This window comes from Rhizobium sp. AN5 (assembly GCF_900215255.1).
In the GTDB taxonomy this organism is placed as follows: domain Bacteria; phylum Pseudomonadota; class Alphaproteobacteria; order Rhizobiales; family Rhizobiaceae; genus Agrobacterium; species Agrobacterium tumefaciens.
The window spans coordinates 1,639,170-1,663,106 of the sequence record NZ_OCMJ01000004.1; the positions used below are offsets into that span (position 1 = coordinate 1,639,170).

23 protein-coding genes are annotated in these 23,937 nt (G+C 60.0%); 11 read left to right on the forward strand and 12 right to left on the reverse strand.

Features of this window, described 5'->3' with window-relative positions:
• Positions 1-2: 2 nt before the first annotated feature.
• The gene (gene alaS, locus CRP02_RS20645) at positions 3-2,666 is read right to left on the reverse strand and encodes an alanine--tRNA ligase (protein WP_097172154.1); all 2,664 of its coding nucleotides are present in this window, start codon (positions 2,664-2,666) and stop codon (positions 3-5) included.
• A 231-nt stretch (positions 2,667-2,897) separates the two neighbouring features.
• The gene (gene recA / locus CRP02_RS20650; protein ID WP_097100496.1) at positions 2,898-3,989 is read right to left on the reverse strand and encodes a recombinase RecA; all 1,092 of its coding nucleotides are present in this window, start codon (positions 3,987-3,989) and stop codon (positions 2,898-2,900) included.
• A gap of 246 nt (positions 3,990-4,235) precedes the next feature.
• Between recA and CRP02_RS20655 the strand changes: the two genes are divergently transcribed.
• On the forward strand, positions 4,236-5,177 hold the full coding sequence (locus CRP02_RS20655; RefSeq protein ID WP_097100497.1) for a carbohydrate kinase family protein: 942 nt from the start codon (positions 4,236-4,238) through the stop codon (positions 5,175-5,177).
• A gap of 32 nt (positions 5,178-5,209) precedes the next feature.
• Positions 5,210-6,133 carry a pseudouridine-5'-phosphate glycosidase gene (locus tag CRP02_RS20660; RefSeq protein ID WP_097100498.1) on the forward strand — a complete coding sequence of 308 codons (924 nt, stop codon included), beginning with the start codon at positions 5,210-5,212 and terminating at the stop codon, positions 6,131-6,133.
• Between the two features lie 202 nt (positions 6,134-6,335).
• Here CRP02_RS20660 and CRP02_RS20665 read toward each other — a convergent pair whose 3' ends face one another.
• Entirely contained in the window at positions 6,336-8,570 is a 2,235-nt protein-coding gene (locus CRP02_RS20665; RefSeq protein ID WP_097172155.1) for an OmpA family protein, read from the reverse strand.
• Positions 8,571-8,911: 341 nt separating this feature from the next.
• Here CRP02_RS20665 and CRP02_RS20675 point away from each other — a divergent pair, with 341 nt between their 5' ends.
• The 5 genes from CRP02_RS20675 (at position 8,912) to CRP02_RS20695 (ending at position 12,772) form a co-directional block, all read left to right on the forward strand.
• Positions 8,912-9,685 carry an ABC transporter substrate-binding protein gene (locus CRP02_RS20675; protein WP_003516066.1) on the forward strand — a complete coding sequence of 258 codons (774 nt, stop codon included), beginning with the start codon at positions 8,912-8,914 and terminating at the stop codon, positions 9,683-9,685.
• A 113-nt stretch (positions 9,686-9,798) separates the two neighbouring features.
• Entirely contained in the window at positions 9,799-10,602 is an 804-nt protein-coding gene (locus tag CRP02_RS20680) for an ABC transporter permease (RefSeq protein ID WP_003516067.1), read from the forward strand.
• Positions 10,599-11,429, forward strand: coding sequence for an ABC transporter permease (locus CRP02_RS20685; protein WP_097100501.1), 831 nt, complete (start codon positions 10,599-10,601; stop codon positions 11,427-11,429). The genes CRP02_RS20680 and CRP02_RS20685 overlap by 4 nt, the downstream gene beginning before the upstream one ends.
• Positions 11,430-11,596: 167 nt before the next feature.
• A complete protein-coding gene (locus tag CRP02_RS20690; protein WP_003516070.1) occupies positions 11,597-11,863 on the forward strand; it encodes an usg protein in 267 nt (88 codons plus the stop codon).
• 84 nt (positions 11,864-11,947) lie between these two features.
• The gene (locus tag CRP02_RS20695) at positions 11,948-12,772 is read left to right on the forward strand and encodes a class I SAM-dependent DNA methyltransferase (protein ID WP_097172157.1); all 825 of its coding nucleotides are present in this window, start codon (positions 11,948-11,950) and stop codon (positions 12,770-12,772) included.
• A 95-nt stretch (positions 12,773-12,867) separates the two neighbouring features.
• Here the strand turns inward: CRP02_RS20695 and CRP02_RS20700 are convergent, their stop codons facing one another.
• The 4 genes from CRP02_RS20700 to CRP02_RS20715 form a co-directional block, all read right to left on the reverse strand.
• Positions 12,868-13,833 (reverse strand): aliphatic sulfonate ABC transporter substrate-binding protein, encoded by a 966-nt coding sequence (locus tag CRP02_RS20700; protein WP_097172868.1) that lies wholly within the window; start codon positions 13,831-13,833, stop codon positions 12,868-12,870.
• A gap of 289 nt (positions 13,834-14,122) precedes the next feature.
• A complete protein-coding gene (locus tag CRP02_RS20705) occupies positions 14,123-14,611 on the reverse strand; it encodes an Lrp/AsnC family transcriptional regulator (protein WP_003507846.1) in 489 nt (162 codons plus the stop codon).
• 70 nt (positions 14,612-14,681) lie between these two features.
• Positions 14,682-15,326 (reverse strand): uracil-DNA glycosylase family protein, encoded by a 645-nt coding sequence (locus CRP02_RS20710; RefSeq protein ID WP_323455383.1) that lies wholly within the window; start codon positions 15,324-15,326, stop codon positions 14,682-14,684.
• Positions 15,319-15,912, reverse strand: a complete 594-nt coding sequence (locus CRP02_RS20715; protein WP_097172159.1) for a thermonuclease family protein — start codon at positions 15,910-15,912, stop codon at positions 15,319-15,321. The genes CRP02_RS20710 and CRP02_RS20715 overlap by 8 nt, the downstream gene beginning before the upstream one ends.
• A gap of 108 nt (positions 15,913-16,020) precedes the next feature.
• On the opposite strand from CRP02_RS20715, the gene pdhS2 reads away from it, so the two are divergent.
• Positions 16,021-17,556: a two-component system sensor histidine kinase PdhS2 gene (pdhS2, locus tag CRP02_RS20720; RefSeq protein ID WP_097172160.1), complete on the forward strand. Its 1,536-nt coding sequence runs from the start codon at positions 16,021-16,023 to the stop codon at positions 17,554-17,556.
• Positions 17,557-17,572: 16 nt separating this feature from the next.
• Here pdhS2 and CRP02_RS20725 read toward each other — a convergent pair whose 3' ends face one another.
• A complete protein-coding gene (locus CRP02_RS20725; RefSeq protein WP_097100506.1) occupies positions 17,573-17,977 on the reverse strand; it encodes a diacylglycerol kinase in 405 nt (134 codons plus the stop codon).
• 8 nt (positions 17,978-17,985) lie between these two features.
• Complete coding sequence (gene cobT, locus CRP02_RS20730; RefSeq protein WP_097172161.1) at positions 17,986-19,020, reverse strand: nicotinate-nucleotide--dimethylbenzimidazole phosphoribosyltransferase; 1,035 nt, start codon at positions 19,018-19,020, stop codon at positions 17,986-17,988.
• Positions 19,021-19,151: 131 nt separating this feature from the next.
• Here cobT and CRP02_RS20735 point away from each other — a divergent pair, with 131 nt between their 5' ends.
• The 3 genes from CRP02_RS20735 to CRP02_RS20745 are packed head-to-tail and all read left to right on the forward strand — an operon-like array spanning position 19,152 to position 20,855.
• Complete coding sequence (locus CRP02_RS20735; protein WP_097172162.1) at positions 19,152-19,937, forward strand: adenosylcobinamide-GDP ribazoletransferase; 786 nt, start codon at positions 19,152-19,154, stop codon at positions 19,935-19,937.
• A 19-nt stretch (positions 19,938-19,956) separates the two neighbouring features.
• A complete protein-coding gene (locus CRP02_RS20740; protein WP_097172163.1) occupies positions 19,957-20,151 on the forward strand; it encodes a DUF1289 domain-containing protein in 195 nt (64 codons plus the stop codon).
• Positions 20,148-20,855, forward strand: a complete 708-nt coding sequence (locus tag CRP02_RS20745) for a TIGR02281 family clan AA aspartic protease (protein WP_097172164.1) — start codon at positions 20,148-20,150, stop codon at positions 20,853-20,855. The genes CRP02_RS20740 and CRP02_RS20745 overlap by 4 nt, the downstream gene beginning before the upstream one ends.
• A 115-nt stretch (positions 20,856-20,970) precedes the next feature.
• On the opposite strand, the gene CRP02_RS20750 is transcribed toward CRP02_RS20745, so the two are convergent.
• The 3 genes from CRP02_RS20750 to CRP02_RS20760 all read right to left on the reverse strand — a co-directional run bounded on the left by CRP02_RS20750 (position 20,971) and on the right by CRP02_RS20760 (position 23,581).
• Positions 20,971-21,732, reverse strand: a complete 762-nt coding sequence (locus CRP02_RS20750) for an ABC transporter permease (protein ID WP_003516094.1) — start codon at positions 21,730-21,732, stop codon at positions 20,971-20,973.
• Positions 21,729-22,655 carry an ABC transporter ATP-binding protein gene (locus CRP02_RS20755; RefSeq protein ID WP_097172869.1) on the reverse strand — a complete coding sequence of 309 codons (927 nt, stop codon included), beginning with the start codon at positions 22,653-22,655 and terminating at the stop codon, positions 21,729-21,731. The genes CRP02_RS20750 and CRP02_RS20755 overlap by 4 nt, the downstream gene beginning before the upstream one ends.
• Positions 22,656-22,759: 104 nt before the next feature.
• On the reverse strand, positions 22,760-23,581 hold the full coding sequence (locus CRP02_RS20760) for a sulfite exporter TauE/SafE family protein (RefSeq protein WP_097172165.1): 822 nt from the start codon (positions 23,579-23,581) through the stop codon (positions 22,760-22,762).
• Positions 23,582-23,937: the final 356 nt, after the last annotated feature.

A 23,937-nucleotide genomic window follows, 5' to 3' on the forward strand; every position in this document is an offset into this window, starting at 1 on the left:
GATCAGGCCGCGAGCGCTGCCGCCACCGCGTCGATGGCGTCCTGTGCCTTGGCGCCATCGGGGCCGCCGGCCTGCGCCATATCCGGGCGTCCACCGCCGCCCTTGCCGCCGAGGGCGGCAGAGGCCGTGCGGACGATATCGACGGCGCTGAAACGGCCAGTCAGATCCTCGGTCACGGCAGCAACAGCGCTTGCCTTGCCGTCTTCGGAAACCGCGATCAGCAGCACGACGCCGGAGCCGAGATTTGCCTTGGCTTCATCGGCAAGACCCTTGAGGTCCTTGGCATCGATGCCGGACAGCGATTTTGCGAGGAAATTGACGCCCGCAACCTGCTGTACGTCGCTTGCACCGGCATCCGACGAGCCGCCGCCCATTGCGAGTTTCTTGCGGGCATCCGCAAGCTCGCGCTCCAGCTTCTTGCGCTCGTCAAGAAGTCCCTCGACACGCGACAGCACATCACCCGGCTGAACCTTCAGCGACGAGGCCAGTGCCTTTACGCGCTCATCCTGCTCGGAGAGATAGGCAAGCGCGCCCTGACCCGTTACGGCTTCAAGACGGCGCACGCCCGCACCGACGGCACTTTCGCCGAGAATGCGGATAAGGCCGATCTGGCCGGTTGCGGCAACATGAGTGCCGCCGCAAAGCTCGACCGAGTACGGACGGTTGGCTTTCGCACCGTGAACGCCGGTGCCCATGGAGACAACGCGGACTTCATCGCCGTATTTCTCGCCAAACAGTGCCATAGCACCCTCGGCAATGGCATCGTCAACGCTCATCAGACGCGTCACGACAGGCGAGTTCTGCAAGACGATCTCGTTTGCCATTTCCTCGACAACCTTCAGCTCCTCGGCCGACATCGGCTTCGGATGCGAAACGTCGAAGCGCAGACGCTCGGGTGCGACCAGCGAACCCTTCTGAGCGACGTGCGTACCAAGCACCTCGCGCAGCGCCTCATGCAGCAGGTGGGTGGCGGAGTGGTTGGCGCGCAGACGCGAGCGGCGGTCGTGATCGACAGTCAGCTGCACGGCGTCGTCTAGCTTCAATCCACCCTTGGACACCGTGCCGGAATGCACGAAAAGGCCCTCGCCCTTCTTCTGGGTTTCTGAAACGGTAAAGGTGCCGTTATCGCCAGAGATTACGCCGGTATCGCCCATCTGACCGCCGGACTCGCCATAAAATGGCGTCTGGTTGACGACGATCTGCACCGTCTCGCCCTCGGCAGCACTGTCCACCGACTTGCCGTCCTTGACGATCGCCTGAATGACGCCTTCGGCGGTTTCAGTGTCGTAACCAAGGAATTCGGTCGCGCCGAGCTTTTCCTTCAGTTCGAACCACACCGTTTCGGTCGCCTTGTCGCCGGAGCCAGCCCAGTGCGAGCGTGCTTCCGCCTTCTGGCGCTGCATGGCATCGGTGAAGCCGGAAATATCGACGCCGATCTCACGGGCGCGCAGCGCATCCTGCGTCAGATCAAGCGGGAAACCATAGGTGTCGTAAAGCTTGAAGGCGGTTTCGCCGTCCAGCATATCACCCTTGTGCAGGGTCGAAGTCGCGTCGGACAGCAGCGACAGGCCGCGTTCCAGCGTCTTGCGGAAACGGGTTTCCTCAAGCTTCAGCGTCTCGGAGATCAGCGCCTCGGCGCGAACGAGTTCCGGATAGGCGCGGCCCATCTGCTGTATCAGCGCCGGCAGCAGCTTGTAGATCAGCGGCTCGCGCGAACCGAGAAGCTCGGCATGGCGCATGGCGCGGCGCATGATGCGGCGCAGAACGTAACCACGACCCTCATTCGACGGCAGGACGCCATCGGCGATCAGGAAAGCAGAGGAGCGCAGATGGTCGGCAATGACGCGGTGGCTGGCGCGCTTCTCGCCCTCTGCCGGAACGCCGGTCGCTTCGACGGAGGCCGAAATCAGCGCCCGGAACAGATCGGTGTCGTAATTGTCGTGTTTGCCCTGCAACAGCGCTGAAATGCGCTCGAGACCCATGCCGGTGTCGATAGACGGGCGCGGCAGATCGATGCGCTCTTCCTTCGTCAGCTGCTCATATTGCATGAAGACGAGGTTCCAGATTTCGATGAAACGGTCGCCATCCTCTTCCGGCGAACCGGGCGGTCCGCCCCAGATATGATCGCCGTGGTCGTAGAAGATTTCCGAGCAGGGACCGCACGGACCGGTATCGCCCATGGCCCAGAAATTATCGCTGGTCGGAATACGGATGATGCGGTCGTCAGAGAAACCGGCGATCTTCTTCCAGAGATTAAAAGCCTCGTCGTCGGTGTGATAGACCGTGACCAGCAGACGGTTGCGGTCGATGCCGAATTCCTTGGTGATCAGGTTCCAGGCATGGGTAATAGCCTCTTCCTTGAAATAATCGCCAAAGGAGAAATTGCCGAGCATTTCGAAGAACGTATGGTGACGGGCCGTATACCCGACATTGTCGAGGTCGTTATGCTTGCCACCGGCGCGCACGCATTTCTGCGCCGAGGCGGCGGTGGAATAAGGACGGCTTTCGAGACCGGTGAAGACGTTCTTGAACTGCACCATGCCGGCATTGGTGAACATCAGCGTCGGATCGTTGCGCGGCACCAGCGGGCTGGAGGGCACAATCTCGTGTCCGTTCTTCTTGAAGTAGTCGAGAAAGGTCGACCGAATTTCATTCACACCGCTCATGCCCACACACCGCTCACAGCTGGAGTCCATCACCGCCATCCCGAATGATGGCTATCTTGCAAAATCAAAGGCTTTTATCGTCCGCATCCTGCCCTGTCCAGCCATTGAGGCGCACCAAGGCGTCTAGGCAAAGAAAAAGGGCCGCGCGAGGAAAATCGCACGACCCTTTTGATCCATACCGGCTTATGCCGGCAAAGCCACCGAACGCGAACGCCCGGACCTTCGAATGCATCAGCCCTCGTCGGGACCGTCGTCGCTTTCGCCTGCTTCCGGGCCGCCATTCTGCAGGAACCGGTCGGCTATCAGACCGGCGTTCTGGCGCAGCGCCAGTTCGATCTCGTTTGCCATTTCCGGATTGTCGCGCAGGAAGGTCTTGGCATTTTCACGCCCCTGCCCCAGACGCTGGCTGTTATAGGAGAACCATGCACCGGATTTCTCGACGATACCGGCTTTCACGCCGAGATCGACAAGCTCGCCGGTCTTGGAAACGCCTTCGCCATACATGATGTCGAATTCCACCTGCTTGAAAGGCGGTGCCATCTTGTTCTTGACGACCTTGACGCGGGTCTGGTTGCCGACAACCTCTTCACGCTCCTTGACGGCGCCGATACGGCGAATGTCGAGACGCACCGAGGCGTAGAATTTCAGCGCATTACCGCCCGTCGTCGTTTCCGGCGAACCGAACATGACGCCGATCTTCATGCGGATCTGGTTGATGAAGATCACCATGCACTTCGACTTGGAGATCGAGGCGGTCAGCTTGCGCAGCGCCTGGCTCATCAGACGTGCCTGAAGGCCCGGCAGGCTGTCACCCATCTCGCCTTCGATTTCGGCACGCGGCGTCAGCGCCGCAACCGAGTCCACCACCAGAATGTCGACGGCACCGGAGCGCACCAGCGTATCGGTGATTTCCAGCGCCTGCTCGCCCGTATCCGGCTGCGAGATCAGAAGGTTCTGCAAATCCACACCGAGCTTGCGGGCATAGACCGGATCGAGCGCGTGCTCGGCATCCACGAAGGCGCAGATGCCGCCCTTCTTCTGGGCTTCCGCGATTGTCTGCAACGCAAGCGTTGTCTTACCGGAGCTTTCCGGGCCGTAAATCTCAACGATACGCCCCTTCGGCAGGCCGCCGATACCGAGCGCTATATCCAGGCTGAGAGAACCCGTCGAAATGGTCTCTACTTCAACCACGTTTTCATTGGAACCGAGCTTCATGATCGATCCCTTGCCGAACGACCGTTCGATCTGGGAGAGCGCCGCTTCCAGTGCCTTGCTTTTATCCACCGATTTATCCTCTACGAGACGCAAAGAATTTTGTGCCATCCGATCCACCTTTAGGTTATTGAAGCCGCACAGGCAATGAAGCAGTATGGAAATAGGATGTACTCTATTTGTTCTCATATCGCAAGGCGCAGCCAGCATATTGAAAACAAATAGCGATAAGTGGTTTGTTCTGCTTTCGTTTTTCCGTGTCCGACCTATCGCTGCGGACCGGATGTGAAGGGGAACAAACACAAGATTGGGACGAATCGTCCACCTTTTCCATCCGCGAAAGAGGGAAACACAAGCGTGAAGAAAATACTCGTTCTGGGCGGCGCGCATATAGACAGGCGCGGCATGATCGAGACTGAAACGGCGCCCGGCGCCAGCAATCCTGGCTCATGGATGGAAGAGGCTGGCGGCGGCGGTTTCAACGCGGCGCGCAATCTTTCCCGGCTCGGTTTTGCCGTCCGTATCATCGCGCCGCGCGGTGGCGACGTGACAGGCGAAGCGGTGGCGGAGGCAGCAAGGCAGGCGGGCGTGGAAGATACGCCCTTCGTTTTCCTCGATCGCCGCACGCCAAGCTACACCGCCATTCTGGAGCGCGACGGCAATCTTGTCATCGCACTTGCGGATATGGACCTTTACAAGCTGTTTTCGCCGCGCCGCCTCAAAGTTCGCGCGGTGCGTGACGCGATTACCGCGAGCGACCTTCTGCTTTGCGATGCTAATCTGCCGGAGGATACGTTGAAGGCGCTCGGTCTCATTGCCCGCGCCTGCCAAAAGCCGCTCGCGGCCATCGCCATTTCGCCCGCCAAGGCGGTGAAACTGAAGGACATGCTCGCCGATATCGACATTCTCTTCATGAACGAGGCAGAGGCGCGCGCGCTTACCGGACAGACGGCAGACAATGTTCGCGACTGGCCGGGCATTCTCCGCAAGGCAGGCCTTGCTGGCGGCGTCATCACCCGCGGTGCAAGCGAAGTGGTAGCCTTTAACGCGACGCAAACCGCAAGCCTCCACCCACCCATCATCCGCGAGGTGAAAGACGTAACCGGCGCCGGAGATGCCATGGCGTCAGGTTATCTCGCGGCGATTACGGAGGGCAAAACCATCACTGAGGCCCTGCGACTGGGTGCCGCGGCGGCCGCCATCACCGTGCAATCGCCTTTCGCCACCGCTCAAGACCTGTCAAAAGACAGTGTCGAGACCATGTTGGGGCTTGTCCCCAAGGCCGAAATGCTGGCATGAACCCGTTTTTTTTATAGTCTGGAACAAACAGAATGACCCGCCCCATCTCCCCGCTCCTGCCCATCGTCTATTCGCAAGAGGTTGCCGCTGCCAAACAGCGCGGCGCGCCGATCGTCGCGCTGGAATCGACCATCATCACCCACGGCATGCCCTATCCCGGCAATATCGAGATGGCCGAAGGCGTCGAACAGATAATCCGCGATCAGGGAGCCGTTCCGGCAACCATCGCCGTCATTCACGGCACGCTGCATATCGGCCTCGAGAAGGAGCAGCTCGAAGCGCTTGCCCAGACCACCGACGCCATGAAGGTCTCGCGCGCCGATATTGCCTTTGCTATTGCCGAGCGCCGCACCGGTGCCACGACAGTGGCAGCCACCATGATTGCCGCTGCCCGCGCCGGCATCCGCGTTTTCGCCACCGGCGGCATCGGCGGTGTGCACAAGGGCGCGGAGGAAACCTTCGATATTTCCGCCGATCTGACCGAGCTCGCCAAAACCGGCGTGATCGTCGTCTGCGCCGGCGCCAAGGCCATTCTTGACATCCCGAAGACGCTGGAAGTTCTCGAAACCAACGGCGTGCCTGTCGTGACTTTCGGTTCGGAAGAATTCCCGGCATTCTGGTCGCGTTCCTCCGGCCTTTCCAGCCCGCTGTCGCTCAACAGCCCCGCAGCCATCGCCAATTTCCAGACGACCCGCGAACAGCTCGGCATCGATGGCGGCATGCTGATTGCCAATCCCGTGCCGGAAGAGGACGAAATTCCGCGCGAGGAGATGGAAATCTACATCAATCGCGCCATTTCCCACGCTGAGCGCGAGGACATCACCGGCAAGGCCGTCACGCCCTTCCTGCTCGGCGATATCTTCCGCCTGACCGACGGCCGCAGCCTCGCGACCAATATCGCGCTGGTACGCAACAACGCCCAGCTCGCAGCAGAAATTGCTGTGGCGCTGAACTAAGCGTTAGTGGCTGGACTATCCTCAAATTTGAGGATGATGGCAGGGTGTGAAGCATCCCAGTCATGCCGGACTCGATCACCCCGGACCGCGGATCTGGTCCGGAGGTACGGATAATGTGTCGGCCTGGGAACTTTGCTGCCGACTAAAAAGCCCGGAAAGCTTTGCGCTTTCCGGGCTTTCATTTTTCAGTTCCTGAACCTTATCAGTTCTGGGCGACCGGTCTTACCAGCGGCGTCACGCGGCGGATGGTGACGCGGCGGTTCTGCTGTTCCGGGCCGAGTGTCTGAACCTTCAGGTAACGTTCGCCGTAGCCTTGCGTCGCCAGGTTTTCCGGCGGAATGCCGTAAACATCGGTCAGGACATTGGCGACGGAAGCGGCACGCTCGTCGGAAAGAACGAGGTTGCTTTCATCCGAACCAATGGCATCGGTATGGCCTTCGATCAGGAAGGTTTCCGCCGGGTTCTTTGCCAGCGCCTTGTTGATCGCATCCGCTACCTTCCGCAGCGAACGGGCCTGCGCCATCGGAATGTCAGCGCTTCCAGTGGCAAAGGTGATCGTATCGAGGTCGATACGGCGCACCTTGTCGCGGATACGGGCCGAATAACGCACTTCATCCAGCGAGTAGACACGCTCCACCGGCTCGACCGGCGGCTGCTCCAGGAAGCGGTAATAATCGCGGTCCGGATCGCTCGACGTGTCGATGATGTAGTCACGAACCGGAATGCGCAGACGCATCGGCGGCAGGTCGAGGCCGGGATCGCGATAGACATATTCACGGTCCGGTTCGTCCATCAGCTCCGGCGCATAGAACAGAACATATTCCCGGCCACGGTCATCGATGCGCGAACGCTGGATGACGTCGCCATAGCGGTTGCGGATCGTCACCACCTGCGTGCCGTCGCGACGCTCGACGGTCTCGCGGACACGTCCGCCCGGCAGGCGCTCGTAATAGGGCTCGCCGCCATCGCGGATGAAGCGCTGATTGTCGTCGCCGCGCACAACCACGCGGTCACCGAATTGCAGGATGATCGGCGCATCGCGATCCTGATCACGCCGGCCGCCTTCGCGCGGCTGCCATTCCCGCGCACCTTCCGGCCGGTCATATTGCGGACGCCGGTCGACACGCTCGCCCTGCTGAGAGGTGATCGCCTCCATCTTCACGGGCGGCGGAGCCTTGCCTTCGGCGGCACCGGCGCGCTGCGCTTCGGCGTCGGAAGTCGGCACCTTCACGTCACCGGCCTGCTCACGCTCGCGGCGGCGTTGCTCGCGTGCCTGGTTGTTGCCGGAGCGCTCCACTTCCTTGTCGCTGTCGAGAACGGCGGCACCCTTGTCGACGGGCAGAATGACGGTGTCCGCAGTCTTGGACGGGTCCTTGGCGATCGCCTTGGCCTTGTCCAGTTCCTGCTTTGTCGTCGGAGGCGCTTCCGTCTGCGGAATGGCGACCTGATTGGGAACGGCTTCGCCGGCAGGCGCCTGTCCTGTCGTGGCACCGCTTGGTGGCGGAGGTGTCGGCGTACCCGGCAGCGGCGCTGCAGGCTCCGTCTTGCCCTGGCTTTCTACAGGCTGCTTTTCAGAAGGCTGCTGGCCGGGCGCAGGATTGGGCTGAGCTTCCGGAGCCGGCGGCCGTGCCGGTGTCGGCGCTTCCGTTGGAACGGGAGCCTCCTTTACGGCTGGCTCAGGAGCCGCTGGCTTTTTCTCCGGAACGGCCTTTTCGGCAGGTTCCGATTTCGGTTCCGGTGCTGGAACTGGAGCGGGCGCCTTTTCCTCTACCGGCTTTTTCTCGGCGGCGGGCTCGCGCGGCTTTGCCGGCTGCTCGGTATTTTCAGGGCGTGCGGCTGGCTGTTCGGCCGCCGGCTCCGGCTTGCGCGGACGTGCGGGGCGTTGCTCGCCCTCGCCTGCCGGCTGCTCGGCTCGAGCAGGTTTGCGCGGCCGTTCCTGCGGCTGCTGCTCTGCGGGTGCAGGCGCGGCTTCCGGCTCAGGCTGCGGGCGCTGCTTGCGGGCGGGTGGCTGTTCAGCTGGCGCCGGTTCCGGTTGGGCTTCGCGCTGCTGCGGTTGCCGTTTCGGTTCTGGCTGCGGCTCGCGTTGCGGCTCGGGCTGAGGTTCACGCTTGGGTTCAGGACGCGGTTCGGCCGGTGCAGCTTCAGCCTTCGGCTGTTCGCGCTGCGGTTCCGGAGCCTGCTCCTGCTTTTTCGGCTCTGGCTCTGGCTTCGGCTGCGCCTCCTCTGCTTGCTGGCGTTGCTTGCGCAGCAGCTCTTCCGGGTTCTGCTCCTCCGCTTGCGGCTGCGCCTGCGCCAATATCACCGGGGCCTGTGCCTGGGGCATTTGCGTTTGCGTCCGTGCGGCGCCAGCATAACCGGCGGCGGCCGGCTCCACCGCGATCGCCAGCGACATGAGGGGGAAAACCACCCCCGTCAGCAATGTGTTCTTCTTCAGCATCGGTGCTTCCTCATCTGCCAATCGTTGTACGCCGCTTATGCCGCGACATTGTGAATCCGGCCGCGCGTGCAGGCGCTGGTCAACGCCTTGCATACGCTTCGGTTCCCATGATGACCAAAGCGTTCTGTACCGGAAATGAACAGATCAAGGCCATTTCGTGAAAGCTCCGCGACGAAAAAGAGGGCGCTAATATTGCAGTTGCATTTTTTGACCAACCGGACGAATAATTGCCGCGCGCTGAAGGCCACGAATGGCAAACCGTTCTGTTGCGCCTGCGCTCACGACGTCCGCACTGAAAACAACAACAGACTGCGGATGAACGACCAAAAGAGAGGATCGAAATGCCTATTTCCACCCGTCTGCTCGCAGCCGTATCGATTGCCGCCATCTCCCTGTTTTCCGGCGCGGCCCTCGCGCAGGACAAGATCGTCATCGGCACCGAAGGCGCCTACCCGCCCTTCAACAATCTGGAGGCCGACGGTACGTTGACCGGCTTCGACATCGACATCGCCAAGGCGCTGTGCGTCGAAATGAAGGCCGAATGCACCTTCGTCACCAATGACTGGGACGGCATCATTCCCGCCCTGCAGGCCAAGAAGTTCGACGCCATCATCGCGTCCATGTCGATCACGCCGGAGCGTCTCCAGAAGGTCGATTTCTCCAAGAAATATTACAACACCCCGCCGGCAATCGCCGTACCGAAGGATTCGCCGATCAAGTCCGTCGACGACCTGAAGGGCAAGTCGCTCGGCGCGCAGGGTTCCACGACCCACTCCAACTATGCCGAAAAGCACTTCCCCGGTTCCGACCTGAAAATGTACCCGACCGCCGACGAATATAAGCTCGACATCGCCAACGGCCGCATCGACGCCGTCATCGACGATATCGTCGTCCTGTCGGAGTGGCTGAAGTCGGATGCAGGCAAGTGCTGCAAGATCCTGACGCCGCTTCCGGTGGATGTCGAGATCAACGGCAACGGTGCAGGCGTGGCCGTTCGCAAGGGTGACACGGCGCTCGCCGACAAGTTCACGGCTGCCATCGCCGGCATCCGCGCCAACGGCAAGTACCAGGAAATCAACAAGAAATACTTCGATTTCGACGTTTACGGCCAGTAAGCGGCGCGTCGCCTGTTGAAATCTGGTGGCGGAAGGCTTGCCCTTCCGCCATTTTTGTTTGAAAACGTAACCATAACAATCACGGCGGCTTAAGACCGCGGGGGAAAACTGGCATGAGCGGAGCATTTTCCGCCATAGGTGCGTTCTGGACCTATGTCTCGACACTTCTCGACCCTTTCTGTGGGCCGGTCGGTCTCTTCACGCTTTTCGGAAACGGCACCCTCGTCACCTGCGGCGATGCCGGCTGGGGCGACGAAATCGCCTTCGGCGTCAAGGTCACGATCTCGCTGGCGCTCGCCACCCTGCCCGTCGGACTTGTGATCGGTTTCCTCATTGCGCTCGCCGCGCAATCGGAGGAAAAATCGCTGCGGCTGGCGGCCGGTGTCTATACCACCATCTTCCGTGGCCTGCCAGAACTCCTGACCCTGTTCATCGTCTATTACGGCATCCAGATGCTGCTGCAATCGGCCGCCGGTTATGTCGGGATAACCGGCCCGGTAGAGATCAACGCCTTCGTGGCGGGCATGGTCGCGCTGTCAGTGGTGTTTTCGTCCTATTCCTCGGAAGTGTTGCTATCCGCGTTCAAGGCCATCCCAAAGGGCCAATATGAGGCGGGCCATGCACTTGGCCTCTCGCGCGGCCACACCATGGTGCTCGTCATCATTCCGCAGCTGGTCAGGATCGCCCTGCCCGGCATGACCAACCTTTGGGTCATCCTGCTCAAGGATACCTCATACGTCTCGATCATCGGCCTTGCCGATATCGTGCGCCAGACCGGCATCGCTGCCCGCGTCAGCAAGGAAGCCTTCTTCTTCTACGGCATCGCCTGCCTGCTCTACCTCATCCTCGCGCTGCTCTCCTCCATCGGCATCGGCTTCATCGATCGCTGGTCGCGCAAGTCGGAGGCAAGCCGATGAGCCATGTTCAGGAACTCATTCCGCCGCGCCCCGCGCCGGTTGCCACAGACAAGCCCCTCAACATATCGCGCGTCGTCGGCATCGCCGTCATAACGCTCTGGCTGCTGCTGGCCGCCGGGCTGATCTTTGCGATGATCGAAGGCTGGGACTGGGCGAAATTCGAACGTTACGGGCCGCGTTATATCGATGGCCTCATAACCACCATTACGCTGGTTGGCAGTTCGATCATCCTCGGAGCAATTCTCTCGGTGCCGATCGCCTTCGCCCGCATGTCGGAAAATCGCGTCATCGGCGCGCTGGCCTATGCCTATGTCTACGTCTTTCGCAGCACCCCGCTGCTGGCGCAGCTTTTCCTGATCTATTACGGCCTAGGCAGTTTCCGTCAGGGGCTGGAAACCGTTGGCCTGTGGTGGTTCTTCCGTGAGGCCTGGTATTGCGGCCTCTTGTCGCTCACCCTCAACACCGCCGCCTATCAGGCAGAAATCCTGAGGGGCGCGATCCGAAGCGTACCACGCGGCCAGATTGAAGGTGCGGCCTCGCTCGGCCTGTCGAAATTCATCACCTTCCGCAAGGTCATTCTGCCGCAGGCCCTCATCGTGGCGCTGCGCCCCTACGGCAATGAGATCATCCTGATGATCAAGGGTTCGGCAGTGGTCTCCATCGTCACGGTCTTCGACCTGATGGGACAGACGCGCTACGCCTTCTCCCGCACATTCGATTATCAGGCCTATCTCTGGGCGGCGATCTTCTACCTGACGATCGTCGAGACGCTCCGGCATGTCTGGGCATGGCTGGAAGCCCGCCTGACACGCCATCTCAAGCGCTAGGGGCACGGTTGGCAGCACTCACCAGACAAGACTGCCAACATTTTGAAAAATATAACTATTTTGTGACAACCAGACCTTTTGCAAGGTTGGGTTAACCCTGTCGTGTTCCCATATCAGATACAGCGACAACGCTGTGATCGGCAATCATGAGAACGGGAACAGCCGACATGAACAAGGAAATGGAAATGATGCTGAGGGGCTACGGCCTCACCACCGCCCAGATTTTTTATCGCATGCCGGACCATCCGCTGGTTCTCCAGACCTATGTCTGGCAGGACTATGATCTCGCCCCGGATTTCCCCGAAATGCACGGTTTCCTCAAATTCTGGCAGGAAAAGCTAGACGGTCCGTTGCACTCGGTCCGCTATGTGCACCGGCAGGTGATCTCGGCGCAAGAATGGCGCGCACTGAAAGGAGAGTTCATTCTCCACTGAGGCCCATTGCCACATAAGGATTGCGCCCGTCCGTCTTGCGGCTTACAGTAGACTTCAACTGAAGATGCTGACGGATACCGCACGATGACGAAGAACCAGAAAATTGACGAAGAGGCGCTTGCCGAAGCCTATAACCGCGCGCTCGCGCTTGAAAAAGCCGGCGATGTTGACGCGGCGGTGAAGGCCTATGAAGAGGTTCTGGCCATCGACCCGGACGATCACGGCGGCGCAGCCGTTCGCATCGCCGCCATGGGCCGCGGCGAACCGCCTTCCAAAGCGCCCGACGCCTATGTCGAAACCCTGTTCGACCAGCACGCCGAAGCCTTCGAGGATATTCTTGTCGAACAGCTCGGTTATGCCGTGCCGATGATGGTGCGCCAGCGCCTGCAAACGCTTGATCTCGGCCCCTTCAAGCGCCTGCTCGATCTCGGCTGCGGCACCGGCCTCACCGGCGAAGCGCTGCGCGACATGGCTGATGACATTACCGGCATCGACATTTCCGAAAACATGGTCGAGATCGCCCACGAGAAAGACCTCTACGAGACGCTTTATGTCGCCGAAGCCGAGGACTTTCTCGAAGACAATGACGACGAGCCCTTCGACATCATCACCGCAACCGATGTGCTGCCCTACCTCGGCGCGCTGGAACCGCTGTTTTTCGGCGCCGCCGAAAACCTCGTCCCTGGTGGCCTGCTGATCTTCTCGTCGGAAACGTTGCCCGAGGCAACCATGGCCGGACGCCCCTATATCGTCGGCCCGCACCAGCGTTTCGCCCACGCCGAAACCTACGTTCGGGAAAGACTGGCAGCGACCGGTTTCGATATCGTTGAAGTCACCGATATCAACGTGCGCATGCAGGACGGCAACCCCACACCCGGCCATCTGGTGATTGCCAAGCTCAAGGGCTGAGGCAGAGGCAAGCGCTCCTGAAATGGAGCGCTTGCCTGAATCAATCTCTCAGCAACAACAGCCAGACGATTGAAGAGACTCAGCTTTCGCCCGGCTCAACTCGCTTTCGGACGCCAGACGATATCGGTAACCTTGAGTTTCTTCGGCACGATTTTCAGATCGTAGAACTCGTCGGCCAGCGCCTGCTGATAGCTGATGGCCTCATCCGAAACCAGCGAGACACGCCCCAGATCCGCTCCCGGACGCGTCAGCGACACCTTGGTTACATCCTGCGGGACGCCGGTTATCGCCGCCAGCAATTTTGCAGTCTCATCGATATTGGCCTGAGCCTTTGCGCCGACGCTTGCGAGTTCCTTGAGGATCAGCGGCACGAGGTCGGCATTGCTTTCCACGAAGTCGCCATTCGCGAGGAAATAGCTCCAGGGATCGACAATACCTTCGGCAGTCGCGAGAACCCGTGTCGTCGGCTCCTTTTCCGCCACGGCAAAATAAGGATCCCAGATCGACCAGGCATCGATGCTGCCGCTGCGGAAAGCGGCCGCCGCATCCGGCGGGGCAAGGTCGATGGATGTTATGTCGTTCAGCGTCAGGCCTGCTTTTCGCAATGCTTTGACAGTAACGTTATGGGCGCTGGAGCCGCGCTTGAAGGCCACCTTCTTGCCCTTGAGGTCCGCCAGCGTCTTCAGCGGCGAATCCTTCTGCACAAGAATTGCCGATCCGCCGGCCGCGCCCTTGTAAGTTCCCACATAGCGCAGATTGCCACCGGCAGCCTGCGCGAAAAGCGGCGGCACATCACCCGTTGGGCCAATATCCAGCGCACCTGCGCCCAGCGCTTCGAGAAGCGGCGGCCCGGAGGAAAACTCCGACCATTTGACCTCAATGCCGCGATCCTTCAACAGCGCTTCAAGAGCGCCCTGGCTCTTTGCCAGCGCGATCACGCCGTTCTTCTGCCAGCCGATCCGTAATGTGGTGGTCGCGGCTCCAGCCCGCCGGATATGCGGCAGGAACGCCGCCCCCGTTGCACCCGCAATCAGTCCCAATGTTCCGCGTCGTGTGAGCATGTGGATATCCTTCGCTGTTGCCATCATCAGATATACAAAGCGTAGATATTCGAGTGATTTTATCAAAATCCCAGTTTGCGTGGCGCGAGTGCAAAGAGAATTGAATGTGCGAATTTGCCGTTTCAGGCGGAATAAGATTGCCTGGCCGCCTCGGCACGCCACGAGTGTGCACTCCCGGACACCTCCGGTTGGCCGACTTGAGTGCTTGCGGAAAAGCAAACTGCGCAACGAAAAATGCCCTCCCCGGCAGCCGGAAAGGGCAATGTTCAAAAAGCCTGATCAGCCGGGATCATTCCTCGCCGGATTTGGGATTATCCAGCAGCATGTAATCGAGCGGCAGTTCCGTCGTATATTTGATCTGTTCCATCGCAAAGGCAGACGATACGTCACGAATTTCGATCTTGGCGATCATCCGCTTGTAGAAGGCGTCATAGGCCGCAATGTCAGGCACGACAACGCGCAGCAGATAATCGACATCGCCGCTCATGCGGTAAAACTCGACGACCTCAGGAAACTCGGAGACCACCTCGGAAAACCGCTTCAGCCATTCGATGGAATGGGAGGCAGTGCGGATGGAGACGAAAACGGTGACCTTGGTGTTGACCTTGACCGGATCCAGCAGCGCCACGCGCCGGCGGATGACACCGTCCTCTTCCATCTTCTGGATACGCCGCCAACAGGGCGTCGTGGAAAGGCCGACCTTTTTCGCCAGATCAGCGACAGCCAGCGTGGAATCCTCTTGCAGAATGCGCAAAATCTTGCGGTCTAGGCGATCCAATGCGTCTACCCTCCTGAATTAATTTCCTTTCAATACACTAATTTTTAGAGAAAAACAGAAAATTGTTTCACTAAAGTCGCATTTCCACATGTTGTCGCAGAACAGGAAGCAGCTCCTCGGTAAACCACGGATTCTTCTTCAGCCAGCCGGTGTTGCGCCAGCTTGGATGCGGCAGCGGTAAAATGGCCGGTCCCGAATTTGAATGAAAATAGCTGCGCCAGTCGTGCACGGTTTCGGTCATGGTTTTCTGCCGTCTTTCGCCGAGATGAAAGGCCTGGGCATATTGACCGATGGCAAGAACCAGCTCCACCTGAGGCATCGCCGCCAGCACCTTCTCCCGCCATTGCGGCGCACATTCGCGTCGAGGCGGCAGGTCACTGCCCTTGTCGTCATAGCCGGGGAAACAGAACCCCATGGGCGCGATTGCGAAGCGGTCCGGATTGTAGAATGTCTCACGATCGACATTCAGCCACTGGCGCAGCCTGTCGCCGGAGGCATCGTTGAAAGGCACACCCGTTTCATGCACGCGAAGCCCGGGCGCCTGCCCCGCAATCAGGATACGCGCCCTGGTCGATATCACCACCACCGGTCGGGGTTCGTGCGGCAGGCGTCCGCAGGTTGGGGTGTCGCGACAGATGCGACAGAGGGCGATCGCGCCCCGCAGCCCGTCCAACCCGTCGTCATTCATCGGCAGGGCTCGATCCGCCTCAGCCATGATTCCACCCCAGAAGATGACGGACGATGGTGAGGAAACCCGCTGCGGGCGTTTGCAAATCCGCTGCGCGATGTTCGCGCCGCCACTCCGCCGGTTTTTCGAATTCTCCACCCCAGATGCCGCGAGCCTCTTTGCGTGCCAGCGCCTGTTCGCCGGAGAACTGGAAATAACCTGACGCGATGGCAAAACCCGACGCCACCATTTCCGAGGAAACATCCCGGTCTCCCGCCGAGCAATAGACCAGCAGGCGTCCGTAACGGTCCCTGGAGCTGCCGGAACAGGAAAAGGTCGTGCCTTCGATCATCTGTTGCAGAACGCGGCGCGCCTCCGCGCCGCATGGCCAGGTTTCGCTGCCGCGCCGGCACGTCTGCGAAAGCTCCGGCGCATCGATGCCGAGCAGCCGGAACCGGTCCTCGCCCTTTGAAAGCGTATCGCCATCGATCACGAAGAAACGGCCGGTATGGGTCTCGCTATTGATCTGATCGAGCTTGGCGGCAATCAGAATGCCAAGAAAGACGGTGGCGAGGAAAAGCCCGCCGTCGCGAAACGTCGAGAAAAAGCCGCGCCTGCCTCCATTTCGTCTCATGTCACAACAAACCCTTGTCAGAAATGGCAAACAAATCCTTTCACGGCAGCATCTTCTTAAGATTTTGTGCGTAGCCTGCAAAGGGTTCATGTCACCTGCGTTGTAACAATGAGTAAAAGCGTCAGCACGTCCACCGATAAGATCATCGTCGACCGTTCACGAAAGCACCGTAACAAGGCTGTTTTCGACACGGTGAAGACGACGCGTGAACGCTTGCAGCAAGGCGTTGGCGGCAGCGAAGCCTATGAACGTGAAATGCTGACGATGCACATCGCCGAAGCCCTTCAGGGCGCGATGATCATGCCGCTTTTCATCGTATTCGCCTCTATCATCGGTTTGTATATCACCGGTGACATAGGGCTGATCATCTGGTCGCTCATTGCGCTGAGTTTCCATGCCATGTCTCTGGTGCTTGCCAAAAGAGCCGCCAAACAGGGGATAACGGCCGAAAATCTGCCGAAGTGGCGCAATCTCTTCCTTGCCATGCAGATCCTCATCGGTTGCGCCTGGGCAATGTTCGCGCTGGCCGAACCGGTGCGCAACAACCCGACACTCGTTCTTTTCTTCAAGGGCGCGACGCTGCTGATCGCGCTTTCGCTTACCGCCATGGCCAATTTCATGCTGCGGCGGGCCACCTTCATGACCTTCCTGCCGGTGCTGGTGGCGCTGTGCGTCACCTCCGTCATCTCCCGCGATCCCTTCGATGTTGGCCTCGCCCTGATGTTCGGCATGGCGATCCTTTTCTGTCATCGCATCACCAGCAGGCTTTACCAGACCAGTATCAAGCTGCTGTCGTCGCAGACTGAAAAAGATGATCTGATCGCCGAACTCGAAGTCGCCAACTCAATGTCGGATGAGGCGCGGCGGCGTGCGGAAGAGGCCAATCTGGCGAAATCGCGCTTTCTCGCCTCCATGTCGCACGAGCTGCGAACCCCGCTCAACGCCATCCTCGGCTTCTCCGAAGTCATGTCAGCAGAGGTGCTCGGTCCGCTCAACAATCCGCTCTACAAGGAATATTCCGGCGACATCCACCGTTCCGGCCAGCATCTGCTCGACCTCATCAACGAAATCCTCGACCTGTCGCGTATCGAGGCCGGCCGCTACGACCTCAATGAGGAAGCGGTCTCGATGCTTGAGATCGCCGAAGATTGCATCGGCATGATCCAGCTTCGCGCCCGCGCCAAGACCATCAGGATTTCGCAGCAGTTCGAGAGCAGCCTGCCGCAGGTCTGGGCGGATGAAAAATCGATCCGCCAGGTCATCCTCAACCTGCTCTCCAACGCCGTCAAATTCACCCCGCAGGGCGGTGAAATCCTCGTGAAGGCAGGCTGGACGGCGGGTGGCGGGCAATATGTGTCGATCAAGGACAACGGCCCCGGCATTCCAGAGGAAGAGATCCCCGTGGTGTTGTCGGCCTTCGGTCAGGGATCGATCGCGATCAAGAGCGCCGAACAGGGAACCGGGCTCGGCCTGCCCATCGTTCAGGCTATCCTTGCCAAGCATGACGGCCAGTTCATCCTGAAATCGAAATTGCGTGAAGGCACCGAAGGCATCGCCATCCTGCCGGCAAAACGTGTGTTGCAAAGCCTGCCAGCCGTGGAGGAAACCCACGCCATCCAGCCACGCCGCCGGTCCTTCGCCTAAGCGTCAAATCCGCCGTTCAGAAGAACAGCGCCGTCACCAGCGAATAAAGCACGAAAAATCCGTTTGCCGTCAAAAGGCAGAAGACGGCGAAGGAACCGAGATCCTTGGCGTGTCGCCCGACGGAGGAGATTTCCGGCGAGATGCGGTCCACCAACTCCTCAATCGCGGTATTGAGCGCCTCGACCGCGAACAAAAGCAGCATCAGCACGGTAAAGACGAGAAGATGCGCAAACGGCGCGCCGACGACCAGAAGCAGGGCAAGGCCGACGCCGAAAGCGAGAACCTCGTGCCGGAACGCCGCTTCCTGCCACAGCCGTCCAAGCCCCTGTAAGGAATAGCGGGCAGCAGCAAAAAGATGCCGCCATCCCTTTTCCTTGCGAAAGGCAGGTTCCGGTTGCTTCTTCTGCGGCGTTGCGTCCATCTTCGGCCTCAATGCTCAGTGTGGGAATGGGTACCAGTATCGACACCGGCAGCTTCGAAAGTCGCCATGCCGGAATGACAGGCGGCGGCAGCCTTGACGATGCCGGCGGCCAAAGCGGCACCCGTGCCCTCGCCAAGCCGCATGCCCAGCGCCAGAAGCGGTGTCTTGCCAAGTTTCTCGACGGCAGCCAGATGGCCGGGTTCACCGGAGACATGGCCGATCAGGCAATGGTCGAGCGCCGAAGAATTGGCCGCCTTCAGAAGTGCGGCAGCGGCAGTCGCCACATAACCGTCGATCAGCACGGGAATGCGCTGCACGCGGGCGGCAAGGATGGCGCCGGCAATCGCCGCAATTTCGCGTCCGCCAAGACGGCGCATGATTTCGAGCGGGTCGGACAGATGCTCCTTGTGGAAGGCCACGGCAGCCTTCACCGCCGCGATCTTGCGCGCCATGACCTCGCCTTCAGAGCCAGTGCCGGGACCGGTCCACTCTTCCGCCGTGCCGCCATAGAGCGCCAGGTTGATCGCGGCTGCGATGGTAGTGTTGCCGATGCCCATTTCGCCGACGCAGAGAAGGTCCGTGCCGCCGGCAATCGCCTCCATGCCGAAGGCCATGGTGGCGGCGCAATCGCGCTCGGAAAGGGCAGCTTCACAGGTGATGTCGCCGGTCGGGTAGTCCAGCGCCAGATCGAAAATCTTGAGACCGAGATCGTTGGTGACGCAAATCTGGTTGATCGCCGCACCGCCTGCCGCAAAATTCTCCACCATCTGCTGCGTCACGGATGTCGGATAGGGCGTGATGCCGTGCCGGGTGACACCATGATTGCCGGCGAAAATCGCCACCAGCGGACGGGTGACGGCGGGCGAGCGGCCCGACCACGCGGCGAGCCACATGGCGATTTCTTCCAGCCGACCGAGCGAACCGGCCGGTTTCGTCAGTTGCGCATTGCGCTCCTTGGCCGCGACCAGCGCATGCGTATCCGGGCCGGGAAGCTCGCGCAGCAGCGCGCGGAAATCGTCGAAGGGCAATCCGCTCATGCTCATGGTATCTGTCTTTCTCGTCGTCGGGTTGGCGGAAACTTGTGTTTTCCGGCAAATCGGTCTTTGTTGCGCCTCTCATAATCGCGGACGCGCCACGGAACAACCGGAAATGCAAGCACAGCAGCGGAGAGAGCATGAAGGCCGGGGATTTTATAACAGATGTCATGCATTCCGTTGCCTTTCTCAGCCGCCTGCCGGTCCCATCGCGCTTTTTCGGTGAAGGAGACGGTCCATCGATGCGCCGGACCGCACGCGCTTTTCCCGCCGCAGGCCTCCTGATCGCCCTGCCCGCTGCTGTCCTCGTGGTGGCATTAGCGAAGTTTGACGCCTCACCGCAGCTCACCGGCTGGCTTGCAATCGCCGTCACCGCACTCATAACCGGTGCTTTGCACGAAGACGGCTTGGCGGATATGGCCGATGGCTTCGGCAGCGGCAAGGACAAGCCGAAAACGCTTGAGATCATGAAGGACAGCCGCATCGGCAGCTATGGCACGATCGCCATGGTCCTGTCCTTTGCGCTGCGCGCCACGGCACTCGCATCGCTTATAGAAACCCTGCCTGCCAAGACCGCCGCCGCCTGCCTGATTGCCGCGCTGGTGGTGAGCCGCGCCCTGATGGTGTGGCACTGGCAGTCACTGCCCGCCGCCAAAACCTCCGGCATCGCCGCCGGCGCCGGCCAACCCGGGGAAAGCGAGCGCAACATCGCGCTAGCAACAGGGTTGCTGCTGCTCGTGCTTTTCACGCTGCATGCCCTGCCCTTTGTGTCGATCGTAGTCGTTCTGGCAACTACCTGCCTCGCGACGGTGCTGTTCGGAAGGCTCTGTGTCAGCAAGATCGGCGGCCACACCGGCGACACCATCGGCGCCATCCAGCAGATCACGGAGATCGTTACTCTCGTCGCTCTTGCCCTTGCGACGTGACGGACTGATATAGATCCCCATGGAAACACCCTGCATTCATATCTGCTCCCTCGACGCCACGAACAGCCTCTGTATCGGTTGCGGACGCACGCTGGACGAGATCGGCGGCTGGGCAACCTATAGCGACGAAAAGCGCCGCATGATCATGCAGGCGCTGCCCGAAAGACTGACAAAAGCAGGCAACGACACCTCCAGGGAGACGCACACCGCATGAACAGGCTGACTTTCGTTCTCCTCTTGCTGGCCGTGGGTCTCGGCCTGCTTCTCGTCAATCACGACAGCGGCCGCACCTTCGGCATCGATAACGAGAAATTCGGACAGATCGTCTATCTCCTGCCGATTGCGGGATTGCTATCCGTCGGCATTCTGGCGGGACGCCGCGGCAGCTTCGCAAGCGTTGTGCGGCAACTCGCCATCTGGCTCGTGATTATCCTCGGCCTCGTATCCGTCTATCTCTATCGCTATGACCTGCAATCCTTCGCTGACCGGCTGCTGGGTGGCCTGATGCCCGGCCGCGCCGTGGTGGTGACGACCGCTGGCGGCGAACAGGAGATCATACTGCACAAATCGATGAGCGGCCATTTCGAGGCGAATGTCAGCATTGAAGGCAAACCCATCCACATGCTGGTCGATACCGGCGCGAGCTCCGTGGTGCTGGCCAATGCCGATGCCGCCGCCATCGGCATCGACACGACGAAACTGCGCTACACCGTGCCGGTGATGACCGCGAACGGCCGCACGGCGGCAGCGCCCGTCACCCTGTCCGAGATCGGCATCGGCCCGATCACGCGGAGCAACATCCCCGCCCTCGTCGCGCAGGATGGCCAACTGGGCCAGAGCCTGCTCGGCATGAGCTTCCTGTCGACGCTCGGTTCGATGCAGATGCAGACCGATGAGTTGAGATTGCGAGACAGATAAAACCTGCCGGGCAGACAGTTCTTGCTCGCGATCAAAAAATAACGTCTCGCTATCCGAATACGAAAACGCCCGGTGCAAACCGGGCGTATCACATTCACGGCAAACCTCTTTCCGGTCAGTTGCGCAGCCGGTAACCGGTCTTGAACATCCAGCCGACGACGCCGAGGCAGAGTGCGAGAAACAGCGTGATCATCGCCAGGCTGATGACGGGATTGACGTCGGCGATCTCGTAGAAGCTCCAGCGGAAACCGCTGATGAGGTAGAGCACCGGGTTGAAGTGACTGACCGTCTGCCAGAAGGGCGGAAGCATGTCGATGGAGTAGAAGCTGCCGCCGAGGAATGTCAGAGGCGGCACCACCAGCATCGGGATGAGGTTCAGTTGCTCGAAATTCGTGGCCCAGATGCCGATGATGAAGCCGAACAGGCTGAAGCTCACCGCCGTCAGCACAAAGAACAGGATCATCATGAACGGATGGGCGATGGTGATATCCACGAAGAAGGAGGCCGTTATAAGGATGATCGTGCCGATCATCAGCCCCTTGGTCGCCGCCGCCCCGACATAACCGGCAACAATTTCCGTCATCGCCACTGGCGCAGACAATATCTCGTAGACCGTGCCGGTGAATTTCGGAAAATAGATGCCGAAAGAGCCGTTGCTGATGCATTGCGTCAGAAGCGTCAGCATGATCAGGCCGGGCGTTATGAACGCGCCATAGGAAACCCCGCCAACCTCCTGAATCCTTGAACCGATCGCCGTTCCGAAAACGATGAAATAGAGAGAGGTGGAAATGACCGGCGACACGACACTCTGCAACAGGGTGCGGCGGGTGCGCGCCATTTCGAACAGGTAGATGGACTTGACGGCTTCGAAATTCATTTCTGGTCTCCTACCAGCGAGACGAAAATATCCTCAAGAGAGCTTTGACGTGTCGAAATATCCTTGAAATGGATGTTGGCACCGGAAAGCGCAGTCAGCAGATCGGCAATGCGCCCCTGCTCGCCGTTGTCCTCGATCTCGTAGGTGATGGTGTTGCGGTCATCCGAGAGCGAAAGGCCGAAGGATGAGAGACTGTCCGGCAACGCCTCCACCGGCTGCGAAAGTTCAAGGAAAAGCTGCTTGCGGCCAAGCTTCTTCATCAGCGCGGTCTTTTCTTCCACCAGCAACAATTGGCCGCCATTGATGACGCCCACCCGATCGGCGATCTCTTCCGCCTCCTCGATGTAATGCGTGGTCAAAATGATTGTGACGCCCTTGGAGCGCAGCTCGGAAACGACATTCCACATGTCGCGGCGCAAGGTAACATCCACACCCGCCGTCGGCTCGTCGAGGAAGAGGACCTTCGGTTCGTGCGCAAGCGCCTTGGCGATCAGCACGCGTCGCTTCATGCCGCCGGAAAGCTCCCGCAGCATATTGTCCTTCTTGTCCCAGAGCGACAGCGATTTCAGGACGCGCTCGATCAGTTCCGGGTTCTTCTTCTGCCCATGCAGACCGCGCGAGAAGCTGACAGTGTTCCACACGGTCTCAAACTGGTCTGTCGTCAGTTCCTGTGGCACAAGGCCGATCAGGGCACGCGTCTGGCGAAAATCCTTCACCACATCATATCCGCCAACGAGAACCGAGCCTTCACCCGGATTGACAAGCCCGCAGATGATAGAGATCAGCGTCGTCTTGCCGGCTCCGTTAGGTCCGAGAAGAGCAAGGATTTCCCCCTCTTTGATATCGAGGCTGACACCTTTGAGCGCCTGAAAGCCATTTGCGTAGGATTTTGTCAGATTCCGTATCGAAACAATGGCATTCATCGCGAATCTTTCGAAAAAACGAGTAAGATGCACGCCATATAGGCCGTACAACCCGCAATTGCCAGCCCAACGGCCTGAACACTGCATTCGGCGGGGAGGGAAAATCAGCCGTAGACGCTATAGAAAAACTGGGCTGCGACGAAGACCAGAAACACCCCGAAGGCCCGCTCCAGCTGCTTCTTGCTGAGTGCATGCGCCAGCCGGGCGCCATAGGGCGCGACGACAAGCGTGATGGGGATCAGCAGCGCGACGGCGATCCAGTTGATGAAGCCGGTGGAAAAAGGCGGCAGACCCGCATCACCCCAGCCGGCCCAGATATACCCGAGGAGACCCGGCAGCGAAATAAGCACTCCGACACCGGAGGATGTGGCAACCGCCTGATGGATGGTGCGTCCGTAAAGCGTCATGAAAGTGTTGTTCATCACCCCGCCGCCCACACCCATCAGCCCTGACAGAAGGCCGATGCCGGTGCCGACCAGAAAGCGTGCCGGGTTTTTCGGCAGGTCTGAACCGAGATGCCAGCTCGCCCGGTTGAAGATCATCCGGAAGGCGAGCGCAAGCGCAATGAAAGCGAAGATCAGCCGCAAAGCCACGCTCGAGGCATGCGCAGCCACCACCGATGCGAGGATGGTGCCGAGCGGCACGGCGACGATCCAGCCCTTCAGGAGATCGATATCAACGGCACCTTTCTGCCGATGCGTCAGGAAGGAACGAATGGAGGTCGGCACGATGATGGCAAGCGACGTGCCAAGCGACAGATGCATGCGCACCGCCTCCGGCACATCCAGAAGCCCGAAAACATGGTAGAACACCGGCACCAGCACAGCACCGCCGCCAATGCCGAACAGCCCCGCCAGAAGTCCAGCGACCACGCCCGCGGCCGCAAGCGCCGAAGCAAAGATCAGTATCTCTGAAACAGGGGGCATGAAAGCAGGCTCCCGGGGCCGTTGTCACAAACATGTGATGCTCATAGCGTATCAGAAAAGGGCGGCAAGCCATGTTGGCCGCAGGTCAGTACGGCGCGATGTTTTTTGCCGGATATCCGCACCGGATGGACCGTTTTATGGGATTCTTTCCCATTGCATGCCCTTGCAAAGACGCCGATATCCCCCGATTTAGGCAGTCTTCTTCAACCGGCCTTAGGGCCGGTCTTTTTTTGTGGGCGTGGTACGGGCGGCTATCGCTGGCTCGCAGATAGAGAAACATCCCCAACTTTCGTCATTCCTGCCTTATCCTGGGATCCACAGCCATCGGCAGCAAGTCGATAACAAGCTGCTCTCCG

Bases quoted from the DNA above. Each gene is read 5' to 3' on its own strand.
- CRP02_RS20685 (WP_097100501.1), top strand. From the start codon at position 10,599: ATGAGCCATGTTCAGGAACTCATTCCGCCGCGCCCCGCGCCGGTTGCC.
- CRP02_RS20740 (WP_097172163.1), top strand. From the start codon at position 19,957: ATGGAAACACCCTGCATTCATATCTGCTCCCTCGACGCCACGAACAGC.
- CRP02_RS20665 (WP_097172155.1), bottom strand. From the start codon at position 8,570: ATGCTGAAGAAGAACACATTGCTGACGGGGGTGGTTTTCCCCCTCATG.
- recA (WP_097100496.1), bottom strand. From the start codon at position 3,989: ATGGCACAAAATTCTTTGCGTCTCGTAGAGGATAAATCGGTGGATAAA.
- CRP02_RS20660 (WP_097100498.1), top strand. From the start codon at position 5,210: ATGACCCGCCCCATCTCCCCGCTCCTGCCCATCGTCTATTCGCAAGAG.
- CRP02_RS20700 (WP_097172868.1), bottom strand. From the start codon at position 13,833: ATGCTCACACGACGCGGAACATTGGGACTGATTGCGGGTGCAACGGGG.
- CRP02_RS20745 (WP_097172164.1), top strand. From the start codon at position 20,148: ATGAACAGGCTGACTTTCGTTCTCCTCTTGCTGGCCGTGGGTCTCGGC.
- cobT (WP_097172161.1), bottom strand. From the start codon at position 19,020: ATGAGCATGAGCGGATTGCCCTTCGACGATTTCCGCGCGCTGCTGCGC.
- CRP02_RS20715 (WP_097172159.1), bottom strand. From the start codon at position 15,912: ATGAGACGAAATGGAGGCAGGCGCGGCTTTTTCTCGACGTTTCGCGAC.
- CRP02_RS20710 (WP_323455383.1), bottom strand. From the start codon at position 15,326: ATGGCTGAGGCGGATCGAGCCCTGCCGATGAATGACGACGGGTTGGAC.
- CRP02_RS20675 (WP_003516066.1), top strand. From the start codon at position 8,912: ATGCCTATTTCCACCCGTCTGCTCGCAGCCGTATCGATTGCCGCCATC.
- pdhS2 (WP_097172160.1), top strand. From the start codon at position 16,021: ATGAGTAAAAGCGTCAGCACGTCCACCGATAAGATCATCGTCGACCGT.
- CRP02_RS20755 (WP_097172869.1), bottom strand. From the start codon at position 22,655: ATGAATGCCATTGTTTCGATACGGAATCTGACAAAATCCTACGCAAAT.
- CRP02_RS20690 (WP_003516070.1), top strand. From the start codon at position 11,597: ATGAACAAGGAAATGGAAATGATGCTGAGGGGCTACGGCCTCACCACC.
- CRP02_RS20695 (WP_097172157.1), top strand. From the start codon at position 11,948: ATGACGAAGAACCAGAAAATTGACGAAGAGGCGCTTGCCGAAGCCTAT.
- alaS (WP_097172154.1), bottom strand. From the start codon at position 2,666: ATGAGCGGTGTGAATGAAATTCGGTCGACCTTTCTCGACTACTTCAAG.
- CRP02_RS20680 (WP_003516067.1), top strand. From the start codon at position 9,799: ATGAGCGGAGCATTTTCCGCCATAGGTGCGTTCTGGACCTATGTCTCG.
- CRP02_RS20725 (WP_097100506.1), bottom strand. From the start codon at position 17,977: ATGGACGCAACGCCGCAGAAGAAGCAACCGGAACCTGCCTTTCGCAAG.
- CRP02_RS20750 (WP_003516094.1), bottom strand. From the start codon at position 21,732: ATGAATTTCGAAGCCGTCAAGTCCATCTACCTGTTCGAAATGGCGCGC.
- CRP02_RS20760 (WP_097172165.1), bottom strand. From the start codon at position 23,581: ATGCCCCCTGTTTCAGAGATACTGATCTTTGCTTCGGCGCTTGCGGCC.
- CRP02_RS20735 (WP_097172162.1), top strand. From the start codon at position 19,152: ATGAAGGCCGGGGATTTTATAACAGATGTCATGCATTCCGTTGCCTTT.